Below are 20,142 nucleotides of genomic sequence, written 5' to 3' on the forward strand. Positions count from 1 at the left end.
TTACCAACAAACGCCGTGTAAGCCAAGCGTCATGGGACTGCGTCGACACTCAGGCATGCAATCCGCAAGCCAAGCCACGCCTCTTCGCCAACGCGCGCGCGCCGCGACGCCCCATGAGCTGGCCGCTATCCCTTGGCTGAGCGTGCTGACGCCGGCTCAGCACCAGACCGTGCTGGCGCAGTTGCAAGTGGCCGACGCCGAGGTCGGCGAGCGGATCTGCCGGATTGGCCGGCCGGCCAATTTCTGGTTCGGCGTGATCGACGGCTTGTTGAAGATGAGCAATGACGACAGTCAGGGTCCGGCCGTCACTTTCACCGGCGTGCCGCCCGGCGGCTGGTTCGGCGAAGGCACGCTGCTCAAGCGCGAGAGCTACCGCTACAACATCCAGGCGCTGCGCCGCAGCGTCGTGGCGGGTCTGCCAATCGAGACCTTTCACGACTTGCTGGAGAACAGCATCGCCTTCAACCGCTTCATGCTGAATCAACTCAACGAGCGGCTCGGCCAGTTCATCGCGGCGCGTGAGATCGACCGCATCTCCGACCCCGATCTACGCGTCGCGCGCAACCTGGCCGCGCTGTTTCATCCGCAGCTCTACCCCGGCGTGGGCACAATGCTGCGCATCACCCAGCAAGAGCTGGGCTATCTGGTCGGGCTGTCACGCCAGCGGGTCAATCAAGCCCTCAAAGCGCTGGTCGCGCATCGCTTGATCAGCATTGAATATGGCGGCCTGCGGGTGCTCGATCTGCAGGGCCTGCGCTGCTATCCGCAATTGCCAACTTGACCCCCCTGAATAGAGGGGCGCATGAACCCTCGAATGGGGCTGCCCGCTTGGGTTTGCCCGAATAGGACTGCCCTGAGCCCACTGCTACCGTGAATCACTGCCATTTTATGATCACAGGTCCTCAATGAAACTCAAGCTTTCGCAACGCCTGCTCGGCGCCTCCTTCCTCGCCATTGGCGCTTTCGGCTCGGTGGCCAGCCTGCCGGCACATGCCGCGCCCTTCAGCAGCGTGGTCATATTTGGCGACAGTCTGTCGGACAGCGGCAACAACTATCTGGCCGGTCTCTTCAACCCCGCACAGGTGATCACCGGCAACACCTACGTCCCCTCCTTGACTTATGCGTCGGGCGTCTACAGCAATGGCCCGACCTGGGCCACCCAGTTCACCAATGCGCTGGGTTTGAGTGCGATACCTTCCTTGGCCGGCGGCACAAACTATGCCTTCGGCGGCGCTGAAACCAGCCAAGCCGGCTCCGGCCCCGGTGGATTCCCCTACAGCCTGAAAGCCCAGGTCGGTCAATTCCTCGGTGCCCACCCGGCTGCGCCCAGCGACGCGCTCTACGTGATCGAAGGCGGCGGCAACAATCTGCGCGCAGCGGCAACAGCTTTGTCTGCGCCGGGTCTGTCATTTGCCCAGCAGATCAGCATCATTTCCGACAACGCCAGCCATTACGCGACCGACATCGGCAATATGGTCGACAGCCTGCAAGCCGCCGGCGCACACAACATCATCGTCTGGAATACGCCGAACTTTGGCGCCACGCCCTTCGCCGGCGCGACCGGTACGCAAGGTATCGGCAGCCTCTTGGGCTCAACCATGAACAGCGCTTTGGCCTATCGCCTGAGCACCGAGGCAGGGGTCAAGACTTTTGACGTCTTTGGCCTGATCAGCACCATTGCAGCCAACCCAGCCGCCTACGGGATTGCCAATGTCGGTGACGCCTGCGGCGCGGCGATCAACAACTGCGACCCCGCCACCGCCTTGTACTGGGACGCCATCCACCCGACGGCCAAAGGTCATCAGATACTCGCTGACGCGATGATGGCCGCTGCAGTGCCCGAGCCATCGACCTACCTGCTGTTCGCTTTCGGCATGGCCGGTTTGCTGGCTTGGCAACGTCGCCGGGCCTGATGCAGGCTTAGCTTACCGACCCCGCCCCGGCGGGGTTTTTCAATTTGAAGCGGGTTGTCGTGGCCAAGGGGGAGAATCAAGGCTTCGCGGCAGGTTGTTCACTTCGAACGTCCACCGTGCATATTGGAAGCTCTATGCCCCATCTCACCCTCGAATACACCAGCAACCTGCCCCTGTTCAAGGCCGCCGACACGCTGCTGGCGATGAACAAGGTTTTGCTGGCAAGCGCCGAGTTTGAGGCCTTGGACATCAAAAGCCGCGCCATCCGACTAGACACCTATTTGGTCGGCACTCATGTCAGCAACCATCCGGATAACCAGGCCTTTGTGCATGCCAAGCTGGCCCTGTTGAGCGGGCGCTCGGCGCAGACCAAACAGGCCTTGTCGGCCGCCCTGCTGGTGGTGCTGGAGCAAGCCTGCGCCTGGCCCAAGACGCAAGCGCTGCAGCTCTGCGTTGAAATTGTGGAGATTGACCGCGCGAGTTATGCCAAGTCCACAGGCCTGGCGCAGGCAAATCCTTAGGCCCCGAACGGCGTCGGCTGAGGCTGCACCTTGGGCAGGCCGGCAAAACGCTCGGCGCTGAGCTCATAGACCAGGCTGGGCGCTTGGCCCGGCACATCGGCCAGCGCACTCTTCAAGAGCATGCCGATGCGCTCCAGCGTCTTGCGCGAGGGCGTGTTCGCCGGCAGCACGATCGCCAGCACATGAGCTTGCTGAACAATGTTGAAGCTCAAATCCAGCGCCTTCAGGGCCATTTCGGACGCGTAGCCTTGGCCCCAGACTTGTGGTCGGAAGCGGAAGTACAAGTAGGGGCCGCTGACGCCGTCGACGGTCTTGTGCATCACGCCGCCAAAGCCGAGCACGACATCGGGCTGCTCGCGGGCGCTGATCACCCAATAACCAAAACCATGCGTCTGCCAATGATCAAGCCAGCCCTGCAACAAAGCTTGCGCTTCGTCGCGGCCCACCAAGGTGGCACTGGCGCTGCAGCGGGTGCAGATGGGGTCGGCATGCAATTCGAACACGGCGTCCAGATCGCCTGCGCACGGCGCACGCAGCAACAGGCGTGATGTAGCGACTGCCGCGAAAGCAGCAAAAGCCGCCGCAGGCGCCGAGGCCGCCTCAAAATCTTCTGTCAACGCCATCTAAGCTCGCCTTCGAGTGAACGGTCAAGGATGAAAACTGGTGGAAACCCTGAGATTACCCCAGACCAAGACTCGCTTTGACCGGACCGCCGGATTTCGCCCCCCTCATCTGCAGGGTGGCTGCGGCAAAGACACAACAGCCGAGCGTGACTGAGAATCGCGGCTTCTTCACCGCGATGCCACCATGCAAAGAACCGCCCGCCCTGGCTTTCGCCACCGTTTGCCCATCGCACTTCTGGCAATACTGGCCCTTTTGACGCCATTGCCGCTGCTCGCACAAGCAAGCTCGCCGTCCGTTGAGCTCAAGGAGTTGCGCTCACTCGGCGGCATCAGCGAATACCGCTTGAGCAACGGCCTGTGCGTGCTCTTGATGCCGGTGCCCAAGCACCCACTCACGCGAGTCACGCTGACTTACCGCGTCGGCAGCCGGCACGAGGGGCCGGGCGAGGCCGGCATGGCGCATTTGCTTGAGCACGTGACCTTTCGAGGCACCCAAGAGGCGCCCGACTTGGCGGCCGAAATGCAGCAGATGCAGGTGCGCTGGAACGGCACGACCACCCTGGACCGAACCAATTACTTCAGCTGGTTCAACCCTGATTCGGCCACGCTGGCGCGGGTGCTGCAACTGGAGGCTTCACGCATGCAAGCTGCGCTGCTGAACGAGCAAGGCTTTGAGAAAGAAAAGCCCATCGTGCTGAACGAGATGGGCTTGCGCGCGGCCTCGGTCGCCCAGCAATTGCATCAAGCGCTGCAAGCCAATGCCTACCGCCAGCACCCCTATGGCCGGCCGGTGATCGGTTTCACATCGGACATCGAAGGCCTGTCGCTGCAGCGCCTGCGCAGCTTCTACGCGCGCCACTACCGGCCCGACCAAGCGGTGCTGATGATCTCGGGCGCTTTTGACGCAGGCCAAGCCTTGAGCGCCGTGGTGGACGCTTTTGGAGCGCAGCCAGCCTTGGCACCAGCCGCCGAACCGGACAGCGCGCCAGAGCCTCCACAAACTGCCCCCAGGCTCAGCACCCTGCAGACAGCGCAAACCGCGCTGGCCGTCGCCTACCGCACGCCCGGCATGGCGCATGCAGATGCACCGGCGCTGATGGTCTTGAGCCAGCTCTTGCTGGGCGTGACCCAGCGGCTGGCGCAGGACCCGGCATGGCCGGGCCGGGCCTTGCTGGTGAGCGGCATGCCCATCTCGCGCGAGCCCAATTTGCTAGAGCTGGCCCTGCTGTTGCCGAGCAGCCGCAGTAACAGTGCTGCAGCACGGCGCGAGTTGGCCCAGTTCGAAGAGCGCTGGCTGGATGAGCTGGGCCAGTTCATCGACCCGCAGCGCATGGGCGACGCGCTGGTGCGCCGGGTCGCCAACGAGATCGCCGCGCAACTCAGGCGCCAGTTGCAAGACCCCGACGCGGCCGCTCAACTGCTCAGTCATGCCATCGGCGCCGGCGACTGGCGGCTGCCCTTCAAACTGCTGGACGCGCTGCCCGAGCTGCGCGCCTATGACGTGCGCAAGGTGGCCGCCAACTATGTGCGGGCGGAGAACCGCAGCGTCGCACGCGGCGTCACCGATGCCAGCGTGCGCGGCGTCGAGTCGGGCGATGCGGCTCAGGGCTTGTTGGCGGGCCTGTTCGCCAAGCCGGCCGAGGTGCAGAGCATCAGCAATCCCTCACAAGGATTGGAGAAAATAAAATCCGGCGGGGCCATGCCGAGCCAATCTCCGGGCCTTGCTGAGCGCTCAGAGCGCCTAGATGCCGACCCGGCCGCACTCGAGGCCCGCGTGCAGCGCCAGCGTCTGCCCAGCGGCATGCAGTTGGCGCTGCTGCCCAAGCCCAGCGCCAATGAGCAGGTCAGCCTGCTGTTGTCGCTGCGCTGGGGCAGCGCCGCAGCCATGGCCAGTCAGCAAGGCTGGCGGGCGCTGGCCGCGATGCTGGACGGCGGCGCGGGCAAGCATTCGGCCGCCGACATCCAGCGCCTGCGCCAGCAATTACAGGCCGACATCCGCATGCAAAGCGGGCCACAGGGTTTGCAAGTGCAAATACAGGCCCGCAAGACGGCGCTGCTGCCCGCGCTGGCCTTGTTGCGCGACTTGCTGCGCGAACCTGCGCTGGCGGACGAATCGTTCGAGCGCGTGCGCAAGGCCGCCCTGCTCAATCTGGAGCCGGCCGCGCGCGAGGCGCCCGACTCGGCGCAGGACAGGCTGCGCCGCTACCAAAATCAGCAGCTCAGCATCGGCGACCCCAACTACCAGCCCTCGGCCGAGGACTTGCTGAAAATCTGGCGCGGCTTGGACGCTCAGCAGGTGCGCGACTTCCATGCCCGCTATTGGTCGGCGAACGAGGCGCGGATTGCCGTCGTCGGCGATCTCCCCGAGGGGCTGAGCGCCGGCCTGGAATCCTTGTTCGGTGACTGGAAGCACCCGTCGGCTGCACCCTTTGTGCAAGCACAGCAGACCCGGCAGCCACTGGCAGGGGCGCGCTTTATTGGCGTGAGCAAGCAGCCGACCGAGGGTGCGGCCACGGTCGCCATGCAGCAAGACCTGGCCCTCACCCAGCAGTCACCCGACTACCCGGCTCTGCTGCTGGGCACACGCTTGCTGGCCGGTGACGGCGCGTCCGCCAGCGGCTCGCGTTTGGCCGAGCGCCTGCGCCAAAACGATGCGCTCAGCTACAACATCAGCGCCACTTTGCAAGTGCCTCACAGCCATGCCGGTGACAGCGCGCGCTTCGGCCTGCAAGCCAGCAGCGCGCCGGCCAATGCTTTCAAGGTCGAGGCCGCCTTGAAGGAAGAAATCACCCGCCTGCTGAGCGAGGGGCTCGGTGCCGCCGAGCTGGAGCGGGTGCGCCGGCAACTGCTGGCCGACCGGCGCCAGCAGCGCGGCCAGGACGCCCATCTGGCCGCGGCACTGCTGACGCACTTCGAGCTGGAGATGAACTTCCTCAGCCAGCAAGCGGCCGAGGACGCGGCACTGGCTGCGGCCAACCCGGAGCAAGTCCTGCAAGCATTGCGCCGCGCGCTGCTGCCGCAGCATTGGCTGATCTTGATCAATGGGGCCTTGAGCGCCACACCTTAGCGATCTAGGGAAGCTCTGCATAAATCAGGCCGGACCGTGCAAGCGCGGTCTCGGGCGGTCTGCTGCGTTGCACTTTTCGCCAATAGCTACGGCTATTGGCTTCAAACTGCGCCTTGCAGCCCATCCCGATCCGCACTGCCCGGCTTCGCCCCGATGTGTGCAGAGCTTCCCTAGGTGTTTCCCCGCCGCGCAGGCATGACGAAAGCCTGCGCCTTGCGGGCGCTGCACAATGGCGGCAGCTGCCGGCCTAGAGCCTCCTGGAACCGGCGCCAACATCATCAAAACCGCCACAAGCGAAGACACAGTCCATGAAACTAACCGCCATTGCCTTGGCCGCCGCAAGCTTGCTGCCGCTCCATGCCGCACAAGCCGCCACCACGCCCACTAAAACCGCCGCCAGCGCACCCGGCCACGCCAGCGCGCAGCAATGGGACCTGACCCAGCTTTATGCCGACGACGCCAAATGGGAGGCCGAACGCCTCGCGATCATGGCCGAGTTTCCTAAACTCAAGGCGATGCAGGGCACGCTGGGACAGAACGCGCAGAGCCTGCTGGCCGGCCTGGATTTGATGTCCGCGATGCAACGCCGCCTGTCGCGCCTGCAGTCCTATTCCAGCATGAAGGCGGACGAGAACACCCAGATCACCGCCAATCAAGCGCGCAGCCAACTGGGCGACCAGATCTATAACCAATACGGCGAGGCGATCTCCTTCGTCAACGCAGAAATAGCCGCGCTGGGCCGCGCCAAGGTCGAGGGCTTTATCGCTGCCGAGCCGGGCCTGGCCAAGCACAAGCAGTCGCTGCAGACCATTCTGCGCATGGCCGAGCACACCTTGAGCCCCAAGGAAGAAGCGCTGCTGGCCGCCGCCAGCGAAACGCTGCAGCAGCCCGGCCAGATCTACACCTTGCTGACCAATGCCGATCTGCCTTGGCCCAAGATCAAGATCCGCGGCAAAGAGGTCGTGCTGGACCAGGAGCAATACACCGCTTACCGCTCCGACTCAGACCCCAAAGTGCGCAAGCAGGTCTTTGACGCCTTCTGGCCGGTTTACAAGAACTATGAGCGCACGCTGGGTGCCGTCTATGCGGCCAATTTGCGCGGCACCGTCTTCAATGCCAAGGCGCGCAACTACCCGAGCAGCGTGGCGATGGCGCAGGCCGAGTACAACATCCCCGAGGCCGTCTACCTGACCCTGGTGCAAGAGGCCAACGCCGGCCTGCCGACGCTGCACCGCTACCTGAGCCTGCGCAGCAAGGTGCTGGGCTTGAAGCAAGCCGGCTACCAGGACATGTATGTGCCGCTGGCCAAGCCCGCCGGCAACTACACGCAAGCCGAAGCCGAGGCGCTGACCTTGAAGGCGCTGCAGCCGCTGGGCGAGGACTACACGCAAAAACTCGGTGCCGCCTTCAAACAAAACTGGATGCACTCGCTACCGCAGCGCGGCAAGCGCTCGGGCGCCTATATGAACGGCGCGGCCTACGATGTACACCCCTATCTCTTGATGACTTACAGCGGCGACTACAACAGCGTCTCGACGCTGGCGCATGAGTGGGGCCACGCGATGCACACGGTCTACTCGAACTCGCAGCCCTATGAGACTTCGGGTTATGCGACCTTCATCGCCGAGATCCCGTCCACCGCCAACGAGCTGCTGCTGGCCGACTACATGGTGGCCAACGCCAAGACCCGCGACGAGAAAATCTTCGCGCTTAGCCAGCAGCTGGAGAACCTGCGCGCCACCTTCTTCCGCCAGGCCATGTTTGCCGAGTTCGAACTGGCCGCCCATGCAGCGGTCGAAAAGGGCGAGCCGGTCACCGGCGAGAGCCTCACCAAGATTTACCTGGACCTGCTCAAGCGCTATCACGGTGACGCCAAGGGTGTGGTCAAGATCGATGACCTCTACGGCATCGAATGGGCCTATATCCCGCATTTCTACCGCGACTTCTACGTCTACCAATACGCCACCTGCATCAGCGCCGGCGCCTTCTTTGCCGAAGGCATCGCCAAGGGCGACACCGCCATGCTGGAACGTTACTTCACCCTACTCAAAGCCGGCAACTCGGCCGACCCTTATCCGCTGACCCGCGCCGCTGGTTTGGATTTAGCCTCGCCCGAACCCTACCGCGCGCTGGTGCGGCGCATGAACCGAGCGATGGATCAGTTGGAAGGCTTGCTGGCGCAGAAGAAATAAGCGCCAGACTGATCAAGCAGCGCAGCGGGCGAACACAGCCGGCCCTACAAAGGCTGGCGTCGCCGCGACCTTGACGAAGATGCAGACGAGGAAGTCAAGCGGATGCGCTGCTTAACCCGCACGCGCCGCCCTTTGGACGACAACACCGCCGCCTGCTCCGGCACCGGCGCGGCCGATGGAGCTGCCGCTCCATGGCCGGCTTGTCGGATCGACTTGCTGCGCGCCAACTTGATTGCGGCCTGTTTGCGCATCACCGCCTGCGCGGCATGGAAAAGCACAAACAACACCGCAGCGGTGATCACCCAGGGCTTGATCTCTTCGATCAACTGCTCGGTCATCAGCCAAACCTGCCAAGCGCCCAGCCTGCGCTCCTCTTCGGACACCGCCCCGCCGGCCGCTTGGGCGGACTCAGCGCGTGCAGACTTGGCCTCGTCCAAGCGGCGAGCCAGTCTTTCTTGCTCGGCTTCACCGGCGGCCTGCGCGTTCCTGAAATGGTCGCCGGTCAGTTGGTGCAATTCACCGCGCAGGTCCTTCAAGACACTCTTGACCTCGGCGGAGATCAAGCCCTCCTTGCCAACGCTGCCGAACAATTCTTGCTCGGCGCGCTGGCTGCTGCGCGGGCCGCTGCCGTGCAGCACCTCCCCTTTGACCAAGACCGCTTCGAACTCGGCGCCGGGTTGCTTGGCCAAGTCCAGCAGCGCCGGGCTATTGGTTGCCGTCGCCGTCGCCGTCGCCACCCCCGCCTCCATCCGCAAAGTCTGAATCTGCGCATGGCTCGGCTGGCTCGCCCCGAGTTCTTGCTCTCGCTGTAGCACATCTTGCCCGGCCGGCTGCGTCACGGGCATGGCCATGGCGGCCGCACCCACCAACAGGTCAGCCAGACAAAGCACGAGCCACAATTTCTTTTTGTTCATCACACCGATCTGCGCCGCCATTCAAAGCAAAGCGTCATGGCGAGATTCTAAGAGAGCCGGGCAGCGCACGCCTCCAAGCCACTTGCAAGCTGGGTGCGTAGCCGTATACTGTATAAAAATACAGTTAATTGATGACCCCCAAACCATGTTTGCCCCCGCCCCCCCGCTCTCGACGCCGCCTGACGATGTTGCCGCCGCAACAGCAGCTTCAGCCGCCGCCAACAGCGCCCGCCTGGAGAGTTTGCTGCGTGCCCAGGTCTGGCGCGCCAGCAGCCTGGGTTCCAGCCACAGCGCCTGCGTCAGCAGCGGTTTTGCCGCGCTGGACGGCGAGTTGCCGGGTGGCGGCTGGCCCACGCAGAGTCTGAGCGAAATTCTCTGCGACAGCGTGGCCACGCTGGAATGGCGGCTGCTGGCACCGGCGCTGCGCTTGCTGCTCTCGATCGACGCGGCCAGGCGCCCGTCCAGCACAGCCAAGCCTGCGGCTCGGCGGCCGAGCAAGCCCGCAGCCCTGCGCGCCGAGCGCCCGCTCTTGCTGATCAACCCGCCGCTAACGCCCCATTTACCTGGCTTGCAGCGCACCGGGCTGCCGGCCCACCGACTGATCTGGATCGCGCCCGAAACACCGGCCCAGCAACTCTGGACGCTGGAGCAGGCGATCAAGGCCAATGCCAGCGCTGCCATCCTGGCCTGGCTGCCGCGCGCCACGCCCGCGCAGATCCGCCGCCTGCAAAGCTGTGCCCAGGTGATGGATGCACCGATTTTTCTGTTCCGCCCCTTGGCCATGCAAGCGCAGTCCTCGGCCGCGCCGCTGCGCCTGTGCGTGAGCACCGGGCCGGGCTGGACGCTGCAAGTGCAGATCCTCAAACGCCGTGGGCCGGTCCATGAGGGGCTGTTGAGCCTGCCGTCGCTGCCGCCCGACCTGGCGCAGATGCTGACGCCGCGCATGCTGAGTCTGGCGCAGCCACAAGTTCAAATGCCCAGCGCCGTGGAGGCTCGCCATGCATTGGCTCGCCCTGCTACCCAGTCCGCCGCCATCCACCGATGATCCACCGGCCTGCAGCGCAGCCCCCGAACAGACCCAGCAAGCGCTGGCCTGGTGGGCGCTGCAGTTCAGCCCCAAGGTCGCGCGTCTGGAAGAAGCCGTGGTGCTGGAGGTCCAGGCCTGCCTGCGGCTGTTTGGCGGCGCCGAGGCCTTGCACGAGCGGGTACGGCGCAGCGCCGTCTCGGCCGGCCTGAGCCTGCAAACCATCGCCTGGGCGCCCACCAGCCTGGCCGCCTTGGCACTGGCCAGGGCCGGTCGCAGCGATGGTCTGAGCATTGACATCACGCCGCTACTTGACGGGCTGCCTTTGTACTGCCTGACGGCCGTACAAGCGCAAGAGGCGATGCTGGCGCGGCTGGGCTGCCGCACACTCGGCGATGTACGGCGGCTGCCGCGTGCGGGCTTGAGCCGGCGTTTCGGCAAGGCCTTGCTGCAAGCGCTGGATCAGGCGCTGGGCCTGCAGCCCGAGGCGCACGCCTGGTTGCGGGCGCCGGCGGAGTTCGATGCCCGGCTGGAGCTGCCGCAGCGGGTCGAGAACGCACAGCTCTTGCTGCAGTATGTACGCCATCTGCTCTTGCAGTTGTGCGCCTGGCTGGCGAGCCGCCATGCCGGCATTCAAGAGTTGAGCCTGCATTGGGAACATGATGCGATGCGGGCACGCGGCGTCGGCAAGGGCGGGTCGCTGAGCATCCACACCAGCCACTGCACGCGCGACTTCGGCCACCTCTCGCGCCTCTTGAGCGAGCATCTGGCTCAGCTGACGCTCGCTGCGCCGGCCGGCGAGATCCGCCTCCAAGCGGGCGCAGTACTGCCCTTGGAGGAAGCCAGCGCCAGCCTGCTGCCGGCCGCTCCCGATCAGGCGCTTGAGCCGCTGGCACAGTTGCTGGAGCGCATCTCGGTGCGCTTGAGTCCTGAGCGGGTGCGCTGCGGCAGCTTGCGAGAAGACCACCGACTGGAGGCGATGCAGCAGTGGCAGGCGTGGACGGTCTGCCCTGCCACCAAGCAGCAGCTGAGCTGCGACCAAGCTCAGCCTCAGCCGACTTGGTTGCTCACGCCACCGCTGCGCCTGACCGTGCACCAAGACCGCCCGCACTACCAGCAAGCAGCTTTGCAACTGCTGGCCGGGCCGCAACGCATCGAGGGCGGCTGGTGGGAAGCCAATCTGGCTTTGCCAAATGGCCACGCCCAGGTTCAGCGCGACTACTTTCTCGCCCTGAGCGCCGGCCACCTGGTGTTGTGGGTGTTTCAGCAGCGCTTGTCCGAGTTCGAACATGGCTGGTTTTTGCACGGGGTGTTTGCTTGAACCTCATCAGCAACTATGCCGAGTTGCATGCCCTGAGCAACTATTCATTCCTGCGCGGTGCCTCGACGCCGGCCGAGCTGGTGGAGCGCGCGCATGCGCAGGGTTATGCCGCCTTGGCCTTGACCGATGAATGCTCGCTGGCCGGCGTGGTGCGCGCTCATGTCGCTGCGAAGGCTTTGAACCTCCATGTCGCTACGGGCCAGCCCCCCGAGGGGACGCCGACCGCCTTGGGACGGCCCGGCGTCGACCGCGGCCTCAAGCTGATCATCGGCTCAGAGTTCCTCGTCCAGGGCGAGGCGGGAGAGCCTCTGTTCAAGCTCTTGGTGCTGGCTCGCCATCTGGCCGGTTACGGCAATCTCTGCCAGTTCATCACCGACCTGCGCCGCGCGGCCGACAAGGGCACGTATTGCCTGCGCTGGTCGCAGCTGCAGCTCGCCGCTTTGGAGGGCTGTTTGTTCATCGCTCTGCTGCCGCGCGCGGCCAGCGACGCCGAACTCCTGGCGCCGGCGCGCTGGTTGCTGCAGCATGTGCCGGGCCGCGCCTGGTTAGGCGTTGAGTTGCTGCGCGAACTGGGTGACGAGATGTGGTTGCAGCGGCTGCGCGCCTTGTCGGAGCTGACCGCCCTGCCCCTGGTCGCAACAGGCGATGTGCATATGCACCGGCGCTCACGCAAGCCGCTGCAGGACGTGATGACAGCCACCCGCCTGAACAAGCCCATCGCCGCCTGCGGTTTTGAGCTGCAGCCTAACGCCGAACGCCATCTGCGCAGCCGCCTGCGCCTGGCCCAGCTCTACCCGGCCGAGTTGCTGGCCGAGACCCTGGTGGTGGCAGGGCTGTGCGATTTTTCGCTCGACGAAATCCGCTACCAATACCCCAGCGAGGTGATCCCCGCCGGCAGCACGCCGACCGCCCATCTGCGCGCGCTGACCGAGACCGGCGCGGCGCGGCGCTGGCCTTCTTCTGCAACAAACCCTGGCTTAACGCCCAAACTGCGCGCACAGATCGAGCATGAGCTGGATCTGATCAAGTCGCTGGGCTATGAGCATTACTTCCTCACCGTGGCCGATATCGTGCGCTTCGCGCGCGGCCGCAAGATTCTCTGCCAGGGGCGCGGCTCGGCAGCCAACAGCATCGTCTGCTATTGCCTGTTCATCACCGAGGTCGACCCGGCGCGCTCCAGCATGCTGTTCGAGCGCTTCATCAGCCGCGAACGCAATGAGCCGCCCGATATCGATGTGGACTTCGAGCATGAGCGGCGCGAAGAAGTGATCCAGTATCTGTACCGCAAGTACGGCCGCGAGCGCGCCGCGCTGACCGCCGTCGTCATCAGCTACCGGCCACGCAGCGCGATCCGCGACGTCGGCCGCGCCTTGGATATGGACGAGGCCTTGGTCGAAAAGCTCGCCAAGGACCACAGCGGCTGGAGCGAGGAGAGCCTGCCGGATGAGCGCCTGCAGCAGCTGCAGATCGAACTCGGCCTGGACCCGCAAGACATCAAGCTGCGCCAGCTGGTGCGCCTGAGCCGCCAGCTGATGGGCATGCCGCGCCACCTCAGCCAGCATCCCGGCGGCTTTGTATTGACCCAAGGGCCGCTCTCCCGCCTGGTGCCGATCGAAAACGCCAGCATGGCCGAGCGCACCGTGATCCAGTGGGACAAGGACGATATCGACGCGCTCGGCCTGATGAAGGTTGATGTGTTGGCGCTGGGCATGCTGAGTGCGCTGCGACGCAGCTTTGAGCTGATCTCGACCTTGCGCGGCAAACCGTTCGGCATGGCCGATGTACCCGAGGGCGACACACCCACCTACGACATGATTTGCCAGGCCGACACCATCGGCGTGTTCCAGATCGAATCGCGCGCGCAGATGTCTATGCTGCCGCGCCTTCAACCCCGCTGCTTTTACGATCTGGTGATCGAGGTCGCGCTGGTGCGCCCGGGGCCGATTGCCGGCGGCATGGTCCACCCCTATTTGAAGAACCGCGCACTGCCGCCCGAGCAGATCAAATACCCCAAGGACGAACTGCGCGCGGCCTTGGAGCGCACCTGCGGCATCCCGATTTTTCAGGAGCAGGTGATGCAGGTGGCGATGATCGCGGCCGGCTTCTCGCCCGGCGAGGCTGATCAGCTGCGCCGCGCGATGGCGGCCTGGAAGCGGCCCGGCGACCTGGCGCGCTTCCACGAGAAGATCCTCACGGGCATGCGCGAGCGCGGCTACCAAGACGAATTCGCCGAGGCGATTTTTCGCCAGATCAAGGGCTTCGCGTCCTACGGTTTCCCGGAGTCGCATGCGGCCAGTTTTGCGCTGCTGACCTATATGTCCTGCTGGGTCAAACGGCATGAGCCGGCGGCCTTTCTGTGCGCGCTACTGAACTCGCAGCCGCTCGGCTTTTACACCCCCAGTCAGCTGGTGCAAGACGCGCGCCGGCACCAGATCGAGGTGCGCGCCGTCGATGTCAACGAGAGCGAGCGCTTGAGCAGCCTGGAGACCCTGGCGGGTCGGCAGCAGCCGGCGGTGCGCCTGGGCCTGCATCTGATCTCAGGACTCAGCAAGGCCGCGGCTGAGCGGATAGAAGCCAGCCGCCGTGACGCGGGCCCGTTCAGCGACGCGCAAGACCTGGCCCTGCGAGCCGAGCTAGATCAGCAAGACATGCAGCAACTCGCCGCCGCCGACGCGCTGATGTCGCTGGCCGGCCAGCGCCGCCAGCAGGTCTGGCAGGCCTCAGCGCTGAGCGCGCAGCCGCGCTTGCTGCAGGGCTCATTCAGTGCAGATGACGAGTTAGCTATGCCCACCGCTCCCGAGGGTGAAGAAGTGATCTGGGACTATGCCGCCCTGGGCCTGACGCTGCGCAGCCATCCGCTCAAACTGCTGCGTCCGCGCTTGGCGAAGTTAGGTCTCAAGAGCTCCGAGCAACTACAGCATTGGCCGACTGGCCGCAAAGCACATGCCTGCGGCATCGTCACCGTCCGCCAGCGCCCGCAAACAGCCCATGGCACGCTGTTCATCAGCCTGGAGGACGAGAGCGGCAGCGTGCAAGTGATCGTCTGGCCCGCTGTGTATGCCGAGCACCGCATCGTCGTGCGCGCTGCTCGGCTCTTGGCCGTGCACGGCGTCTGGCAGCATGAAAACGGCGTGCGCAATCTGATCGCGCGCAGCTTCGATGATCTGACGCCGCTGCTGGGCCGGCTGGGGTTGGAACAGAGCCGGGACTTTCGCTGAGCCTGCCCGCAAGCTTTGCGAGGTCTGGCGGCCAGACTCAAGCAGTAGAACGCAATTAGCTCAAGACCTTGTCATACATCAAGGTCACAGCGGAGAACTGCAGCACACTGAACTGGCGACATCGGCGTAAAGCAGCTACATTCGCTCAGCTGCGTGCACGGTCAAGCGAACCCCAAAAAAGGGCCACGAGCTTCCCTCAAGGTCCGAACGGAGACAAGCCCATGCGCAATAACCAGCCCGTGTCCCAACAGGAATACGACTTCCCGGCAACCGCCACCTTGATGTCCACCACCGACATCAACTCCCACATCACTTATGCCAATGCAGCCTTCATTGCTGTCAGTGGCTTCAGCGAAGAGGAGGTGCTGAGTCAACCACATAACCTGGTGCGCCACCCCGATATGCCCCCTGAGGCGTTCGCGGATATGTGGGCCACGCTGAAGGGCGGCGAGTCCTGGACCGCGCTGGTGAAGAACCGCCGCAAGAACGGCGACCATTACTGGGTGCGGGCCAATGCCACGCCGGTCGAGCGAGCGGGCAAGATCGCCGGCTATATGTCCGTGCGCACCAAGCCCGCACGCGCCGAGGTGCAGGCCGCCGAGAAGCTTTACGCCAGCTTTCGCAACGGCTCGGCCCAGGGGCTGGCTTTTCACAAAGGCTTGATTGTGCGCAGCGGCTGGCTCGGCGGCCTGCTGTCCTTGAACCAGACCTTGTCGGTGCGCTGGCGCGTGCGCGCCGCCCTGCTATTGATGCCGCTGCTCTCGCTCGCTGGTGCTGCCACGCTGGGCTTGGCGGCGGGCTCGCTGGCCCTGCTGGCGGCGCTGCTGGTCATCAGCAGCCTGCTCAGCGCCTGGTGCCTGCATGCGCAAGTGACGCGGCCGCTGGAATTGCTGGCCGAGCAGGCCCGCAAGGTCGCCGCCGGCGACAACGCTACCAATGTGCAAATGAATCGGGTCGATGAGATCGGCATGTCCATGCGCGCTATCAACCAGCTCGGTCTGATGTTCCGCTGGATCGTCGACGACGTCAGCGAGCAGATTCTGACCGTGCGCACGGCCAGCGGCGAGATCGCCCAGGGAACTAACGATTTAAGTGCTCGCACCGAACAAGCGGCCTCCAGCTTGCAGCAGACCGCCGCCTCGATGGAGGAGATGAACTCCACCGTCAGAAACAATGCCGATACGGCCCAGCAAGCGACACAGGTGGCCCAGGAGGCCAGCCATGCCGCCGAGCAAGGTGGCACGGCGGTGGGACGCGTCAATCAGACGATGGAAGGCATCACCACCTCGAGCCGCAAGATCAGCGACATCATCAGCGTCATTGACGGCATCGCTTTTCAAACCAATATCCTGGCACTGAATGCGGCCGTCGAAGCGGCCCGGGCCGGCGAGCAAGGACGCGGCTTTGCCGTCGTCGCCAGCGAAGTGCGCAGCCTGGCCCAGCGCAGCGCCGAGGCGGCCAAGGAGATCAAGACCTTGATCAGCGACAGCGTCGAGAAGGTCGAGAGTGGTGCCCGCCAAGTCGGCGACGCCGAAGTGACCATGGGTGAAATCGTGCGCCAGGTCAGCCGTGTCAGCCAGTTGATCGGCAGCATCAGCCATGCCAACCAAGAGCAATCCACCGGCATCGGCCAGGTCAGCGCAGCCATCAATCACCTCGACCAGGTCACGCAGCAAAACGCGGCGCTGGTGGAGCAGTCCAGCGCCACCACCGAGAGTTTGCGCAACCAGACCGATCAGCTCGTGCGCGCGCTGGCGGTATTCCGCGCCGGCCCGAAACGCTGAGTGCGGTCCAATCGTGTCAAGCAGCAAACTGCTGGGCCACAAAGCGCCACAGCAGCCGTGAGGCATCCGGCCCGCAAGGGTCACTGAAGGCCTGCGACTTGGCGCCGCCACTCCAGGCATGGGCCAGCCGATCCACTTCCACCAGACTCACCACGCTGCGGGCGCCGAGTTTGTAGTCGGTCGTCGTCATCGCATAGCGCTGGCCGCGTTGGCTGCGGCGCGCCGGGCCGGCTTTTACCTCGGCATTGGCTGCAGCACCCAGCCGCGCGGCCGCACACCAGAGCTGCACGGCGGCTTGCGCATTCTCAGGCGACACCACGCTATCTTGGCAGCCATGGATGAGCAGCAAAGGCGGCCAAGCCGGGCCAAGCGCCATCGCCCCAGCGGCCATTGGCGCGGCCTTGCGTCGCCCCTTCATCGCCCCCATGGCCGACAAGCTGGAATGCGCCTCGCCCGGCGGCACACCCGAATGCATCACCACCGCCTTGAAGCGCTCGGGGTGGCGCGTCGCCAGCAAGGCCGCCATGCTGGCGCCGGCCGACATGCCGGCCACGGCCACACGCTGCGGGTCCACCGGGTAGAGCAGGCAGACCTGATCAATCGCCTGCATGATCAGCGCCACTTCCGCCTGCGCCTTGCCGGAGCGGGTCGCAAACCAGTTCCAGCAGCCTTGCGGGTTGGCGATGAGGTCTTGCTCGGGGTAAAGCAGCAGACAGCGCTCACGCGCCGCCAAGGCGTTCATGCGCGTACTCTGCGCGAAAGAACTGGCCGACTGGCCGCAGCCATGCAGCATCACCAGCAGCGGCAGCCGCTCCCCAGGCCGCAAGCCCGGCGGCCGGAAGACCCGAAACTGACGCGCACCGCCGGCACCCATGGCGATGCCCGGCAGCCAGTCGCCCGGGCCGGCCGGCGCACGCGCCCGTTTGGCCTGGGCCACTTGCACGCTCTTCATCGACTGTTTTAGCGACTGCTTGAGCGCCTTTGCACCTGCCTGCATTTGGCTGCGCGCCGCCTGCCCAAAGCTACGCTGCAGGCTGCGGGTCCAGATCGACATCAGACTTTTTCTCGCCATCACCCAGCCCTGCTGAATTGTTCAATGACTTGCAGGCTCCCTGGGCCCATTCTCGTCACCAGTGTGACCTGCCCATGTCAAAGGCAAGCCATCAATTGAGATGACCCCGAAAGGTCTGCCGCCAGGCCATCGGCGACACGCCAAACGCCTTGCGGAAATGCGCCCGCAGCGAGACCGCCGAGCCAAAGCCCGCCAGCTCGGCGATCTGCTCGACCGATTGAGCACTGCCCTCCAGCAAGGCCTGGCTGCGCGCCAGGCGCTCGCTGAGCAACCAGGCGCCGACGGTCGTGCCGGTGAGCTGCCTGAAGTGCCGCGTGAAGCTGCGCCGACTCATCATCACGCTGTCGGCCAGGCTGTCCAGGCTGTGCGCCTGCGTCAGATCGGCCCGCACCCGCTCGATCACGGCGGCAAGACGGGTATCACGCGCGCTTTCTGGCAAGGGCTGCTCGATGAACTGCGCCTGCCCGCCGGCCCGGTGCGGCGGCACGACCAAGCGCCGCGCCACGCTATTGGCCGGCCCCACGCCATATTGGCGCCGCAGCAAATGCAGACAGGCGTCGATGCCGGCGGCGGTACCGGCCGAGGTCAAGACATCGCCCTCGTCGATATAGAGCACATCGGCGTCAACCGCCACGTGCGGATAGCGTGCCGCAAAGTCCTGCGCATAGGCCCAATGCGTGGTGGCACGGCGCCCATCCAGCAGGCCGGCCTCGGCCAGCACATAGGCGCCCAGACACAGGCCGACCAGCTGCGCGCCGGCCTCGTGCGCTCGGCACAGCGCATCAAGCAGGGCCTGCGGTGGCCGCTCCCTCGGGTCGCGCCAGCTCGGCACGATGACGGTGCGCGCACCTTTGAGTGCCTCCAGACCCGCCTTCAAGCTCAAGCCAAAGCCGGCCGTCGTCATCAAGGCGCCGGGCTCGGCGGCGCATACCCGCAACTCGAACGGTGGCGCGCCCGGATGCGACTCGCCGAACACGGCGCAGGGCACGGCCAGGTGAAAGGGGCTGATCTGGTCAAAGGCCAGCACGGCAATCGGGTGGGTTCGCATTGGTTTGCACGCGGTATACACGCGCTTTACAGGCGCTTTACACGCGTTTTACACGCGTTTTACACAGTCAGGAAGTTTGGCCCGATCTTAGCGGTTAATGTCATTCAGGCCACTGGTCGGCGAGTGGCTTGCTGGGAACAATCTGTCCATCGATTCACCCATTTGTTCATCAATTCACACGGAGTCACATCTCAATGAAACACAAGCAAGCCCTGATCGTCATCGATGTCCAGATGGACTATTTCCCTGGCGGCAACTACCCGCTGCACAATGCCGAGGGCGTGCTGACGCAGGTCGAAGCCGCCATCCACAAGGCGCAAGCAGCGCAGATGCCGGTGATCCTGGTTCAACACATCGCCGACCCGGCCAAAGGTCCCTCGCCCTTCTTCAATGCCGGCAGCGCGGGCGTGGCCACTCACCCGCGCGTGTTGGCCGCGGCTCCTCAAGCGCCGCTGGTGATCAAGCGCTTTGCCGACTCGTTTGACAGCACCACGCTGACCCAGACCCTGGCCGAACTTGGCGTTAGCGAGCTGCTGATCTGCGGCATGATGACGCAAAACTGCGTCACCCATACCGCCATCTCCAAGGCGGCGCAGGCCTATGCCAAGGTCAGCATCCTGGCCGACTGCTGCACCACGGTCACCGACATGCTGCACCAGATTGCACTGAGCGCGGTCTCCAGGCGAGTGACGGTGCTGCCGATGGCCGAGGCGTTCTAAAACGGGTCGGCCGGGGCGACATGCCAACTCCATCACGGACCGGCGCGCGCTTGAAAAAGTGGCGCCGCACAAGCCCTGCCAACAAAGCGCACTGCGTGCCGCCTATGTCACGAATCAAGCGCTTGCGTGGCCGTGCAAGCCTGTTCAGCTGCCCCGGCTGCTTTGAGAATTGCGTCAACGGGCCAAGTTTGGCCCCGCACTCAAGCCAGCCGAGGTATCGCCATGTTCACAAGCCGCGCCAAATCTCTGACCCGCAAGCTGCTCTTGGCCGCTGCGGCCATCGCCTGCGCCGCGCCGGCATTGGCCGCGCCGCGGGCGCTGGGCGACGAAGAAATGCGCTCGGTCAATGGCGGCACGCAAGCCGCCCCCTTGCTAGCCATGTCCTTGGGCGTGACCTTGCCGGCTCTGCTTGAGCTGCTGGGCAGCGACAGGCTCGCGGCCACAAAATCCAAACTCTCACCGGCCGAGTTTGCCGCTGCCATCCAGGCCGCGGGTTTGAGCGGCGCGCTGCAAAGCGGCTACGACGGCCAAGGCGGCAGTCAGGTTTCGCTCGGATCGGCCAAGCTGAATCTGCAAAACAACCTGGCCGATGTCTTGACGGCCGGCGCCGGCCCATACAGCGGCGCCAACTCGATGGGATCAGTTGCTATCAGCAATCTGGATGCCGGCGGCACCCGTTTGCTGGTCTGGCATCACTGATGGCGCCGAGGCGGCAATAGAACCCGC

At 64.9% G+C, this 20,142-nt stretch carries 15 protein-coding genes; 11 read left to right on the top strand and 4 right to left on the bottom strand.

Translation table 11 applies throughout. The features are described 5' to 3' along the window. Positions 1-55: 55 nt before the first annotated feature. The 3 genes from LNV09_RS21240 to LNV09_RS21250 all read left to right on the top strand — a co-directional run bounded on the left by LNV09_RS21240 (position 56) and on the right by LNV09_RS21250 (position 2,434). Complete coding sequence (locus LNV09_RS21240) at positions 56-781, top strand: Crp/Fnr family transcriptional regulator (protein ID WP_263559055.1); 726 nt, start codon at positions 56-58, stop codon at positions 779-781. Between the two features lie 124 nt (positions 782-905). Beyond that, complete coding sequence (locus tag LNV09_RS21245) at positions 906-1,913, top strand: SGNH/GDSL hydrolase family protein (protein ID WP_263559056.1); 1,008 nt, start codon at positions 906-908, stop codon at positions 1,911-1,913. Between the two features lie 134 nt (positions 1,914-2,047). Beyond that, positions 2,048-2,434 (top strand): 5-carboxymethyl-2-hydroxymuconate Delta-isomerase, encoded by a 387-nt coding sequence (locus LNV09_RS21250; RefSeq protein WP_263559057.1) that lies wholly within the window; start codon positions 2,048-2,050, stop codon positions 2,432-2,434. On the opposite strand, the gene LNV09_RS21255 is transcribed toward LNV09_RS21250, so the two are convergent. Then, complete coding sequence (locus LNV09_RS21255; RefSeq protein ID WP_263559058.1) at positions 2,431-3,057, bottom strand: GNAT family N-acetyltransferase; 627 nt, start codon at positions 3,055-3,057, stop codon at positions 2,431-2,433. The genes LNV09_RS21250 and LNV09_RS21255 overlap by 4 nt on opposite strands. Before the next feature lie 184 nt (positions 3,058-3,241). Between LNV09_RS21255 and LNV09_RS21260 the strand changes: the two genes are divergently transcribed. Beyond that, positions 3,242-6,124: a M16 family metallopeptidase gene (locus LNV09_RS21260; protein ID WP_263559059.1), complete on the top strand. Its 2,883-nt coding sequence runs from the start codon at positions 3,242-3,244 to the stop codon at positions 6,122-6,124. Positions 6,125-6,432: 308 nt separating this feature from the next. Beyond that, on the top strand, positions 6,433-8,316 hold the full coding sequence (pepF, locus tag LNV09_RS21265; RefSeq protein ID WP_263559060.1) for an oligoendopeptidase F: 1,884 nt from the start codon (positions 6,433-6,435) through the stop codon (positions 8,314-8,316). Positions 8,317-8,360: 44 nt separating this feature from the next. On the opposite strand, the gene LNV09_RS21270 is transcribed toward pepF, so the two are convergent. Beyond that, entirely contained in the window at positions 8,361-9,230 is an 870-nt protein-coding gene (locus tag LNV09_RS21270) for a hypothetical protein (protein WP_263559061.1), read from the bottom strand. 145 nt (positions 9,231-9,375) lie between these two features. Here LNV09_RS21270 and LNV09_RS21275 point away from each other — a divergent pair, with 145 nt between their 5' ends. The 4 genes from LNV09_RS21275 (at position 9,376) to LNV09_RS21290 (ending at position 16,577) form a co-directional block, all read left to right on the top strand. Continuing rightward, entirely contained in the window at positions 9,376-10,275 is a 900-nt protein-coding gene (locus LNV09_RS21275) for an ImuA family protein (RefSeq protein WP_263559062.1), read from the top strand. After that, positions 10,229-11,575, top strand: coding sequence for a Y-family DNA polymerase (locus LNV09_RS21280; RefSeq protein ID WP_263559063.1), 1,347 nt, complete (start codon positions 10,229-10,231; stop codon positions 11,573-11,575). Before LNV09_RS21275 ends, LNV09_RS21280 begins: the two co-directional genes overlap by 47 nt. After that, complete coding sequence (locus LNV09_RS21285) at positions 11,572-14,793, top strand: error-prone DNA polymerase (protein ID WP_263559064.1); 3,222 nt, start codon at positions 11,572-11,574, stop codon at positions 14,791-14,793. Before LNV09_RS21280 ends, LNV09_RS21285 begins: the two co-directional genes overlap by 4 nt. A 221-nt stretch (positions 14,794-15,014) precedes the next feature. Continuing rightward, complete coding sequence (locus tag LNV09_RS21290) at positions 15,015-16,577, top strand: methyl-accepting chemotaxis protein (protein ID WP_263559065.1); 1,563 nt, start codon at positions 15,015-15,017, stop codon at positions 16,575-16,577. Between the two features lie 16 nt (positions 16,578-16,593). Here the strand turns inward: LNV09_RS21290 and LNV09_RS21295 are convergent, their stop codons facing one another. Together LNV09_RS21295 and LNV09_RS21300 are read right to left on the bottom strand one after the other, a co-directional pair. Continuing rightward, on the bottom strand, positions 16,594-17,631 hold the full coding sequence (locus LNV09_RS21295) for an extracellular catalytic domain type 1 short-chain-length polyhydroxyalkanoate depolymerase (protein ID WP_318023313.1): 1,038 nt from the start codon (positions 17,629-17,631) through the stop codon (positions 16,594-16,596). 109 nt (positions 17,632-17,740) lie between these two features. Next, a complete protein-coding gene (locus LNV09_RS21300; RefSeq protein ID WP_263559067.1) occupies positions 17,741-18,697 on the bottom strand; it encodes a helix-turn-helix domain-containing protein in 957 nt (318 codons plus the stop codon). A gap of 194 nt (positions 18,698-18,891) precedes the next feature. On the opposite strand from LNV09_RS21300, the gene LNV09_RS21305 reads away from it, so the two are divergent. Beyond that, on the top strand, positions 18,892-19,416 hold the full coding sequence (locus LNV09_RS21305) for an isochorismatase family protein (RefSeq protein ID WP_263559068.1): 525 nt from the start codon (positions 18,892-18,894) through the stop codon (positions 19,414-19,416). Positions 19,417-19,638: 222 nt separating this feature from the next. Next, complete coding sequence (locus LNV09_RS21310) at positions 19,639-20,115, top strand: hypothetical protein (protein WP_263559069.1); 477 nt, start codon at positions 19,639-19,641, stop codon at positions 20,113-20,115. The last annotated feature ends 27 nt before the right edge of the window (positions 20,116-20,142 follow it).

This window comes from Paucibacter sp. B2R-40, from assembly GCF_025717555.1.
GTDB lineage: Bacteria > Pseudomonadota > Gammaproteobacteria > Burkholderiales > Burkholderiaceae_C > Paucibacter_A.

Bases quoted from the DNA above. Each gene is read 5' to 3' on its own strand.
- LNV09_RS21240 (WP_263559055.1), top strand. From the start codon at position 56: ATGCAATCCGCAAGCCAAGCCACGCCTCTTCGCCAACGCGCGCGCGCC.
- LNV09_RS21245 (WP_263559056.1), top strand. From the start codon at position 906: ATGAAACTCAAGCTTTCGCAACGCCTGCTCGGCGCCTCCTTCCTCGCC.
- LNV09_RS21250 (WP_263559057.1), top strand. From the start codon at position 2,048: ATGCCCCATCTCACCCTCGAATACACCAGCAACCTGCCCCTGTTCAAG.
- LNV09_RS21255 (WP_263559058.1), bottom strand. From the start codon at position 3,057: ATGGCGTTGACAGAAGATTTTGAGGCGGCCTCGGCGCCTGCGGCGGCT.
- LNV09_RS21260 (WP_263559059.1), top strand. From the start codon at position 3,242: ATGCAAAGAACCGCCCGCCCTGGCTTTCGCCACCGTTTGCCCATCGCA.
- pepF (WP_263559060.1), top strand. From the start codon at position 6,433: ATGAAACTAACCGCCATTGCCTTGGCCGCCGCAAGCTTGCTGCCGCTC.
- LNV09_RS21270 (WP_263559061.1), bottom strand. From the start codon at position 9,230: ATGAACAAAAAGAAATTGTGGCTCGTGCTTTGTCTGGCTGACCTGTTG.
- LNV09_RS21275 (WP_263559062.1), top strand. From the start codon at position 9,376: ATGTTTGCCCCCGCCCCCCCGCTCTCGACGCCGCCTGACGATGTTGCC.
- LNV09_RS21280 (WP_263559063.1), top strand. From the start codon at position 10,229: ATGCATTGGCTCGCCCTGCTACCCAGTCCGCCGCCATCCACCGATGAT.
- LNV09_RS21290 (WP_263559065.1), top strand. From the start codon at position 15,015: ATGCGCAATAACCAGCCCGTGTCCCAACAGGAATACGACTTCCCGGCA.
- LNV09_RS21295 (WP_318023313.1), bottom strand. From the start codon at position 17,631: ATGTCGATCTGGACCCGCAGCCTGCAGCGTAGCTTTGGGCAGGCGGCG.
- LNV09_RS21300 (WP_263559067.1), bottom strand. From the start codon at position 18,697: ATGCGAACCCACCCGATTGCCGTGCTGGCCTTTGACCAGATCAGCCCC.
- LNV09_RS21305 (WP_263559068.1), top strand. From the start codon at position 18,892: ATGAAACACAAGCAAGCCCTGATCGTCATCGATGTCCAGATGGACTAT.
- LNV09_RS21310 (WP_263559069.1), top strand. From the start codon at position 19,639: ATGTTCACAAGCCGCGCCAAATCTCTGACCCGCAAGCTGCTCTTGGCC.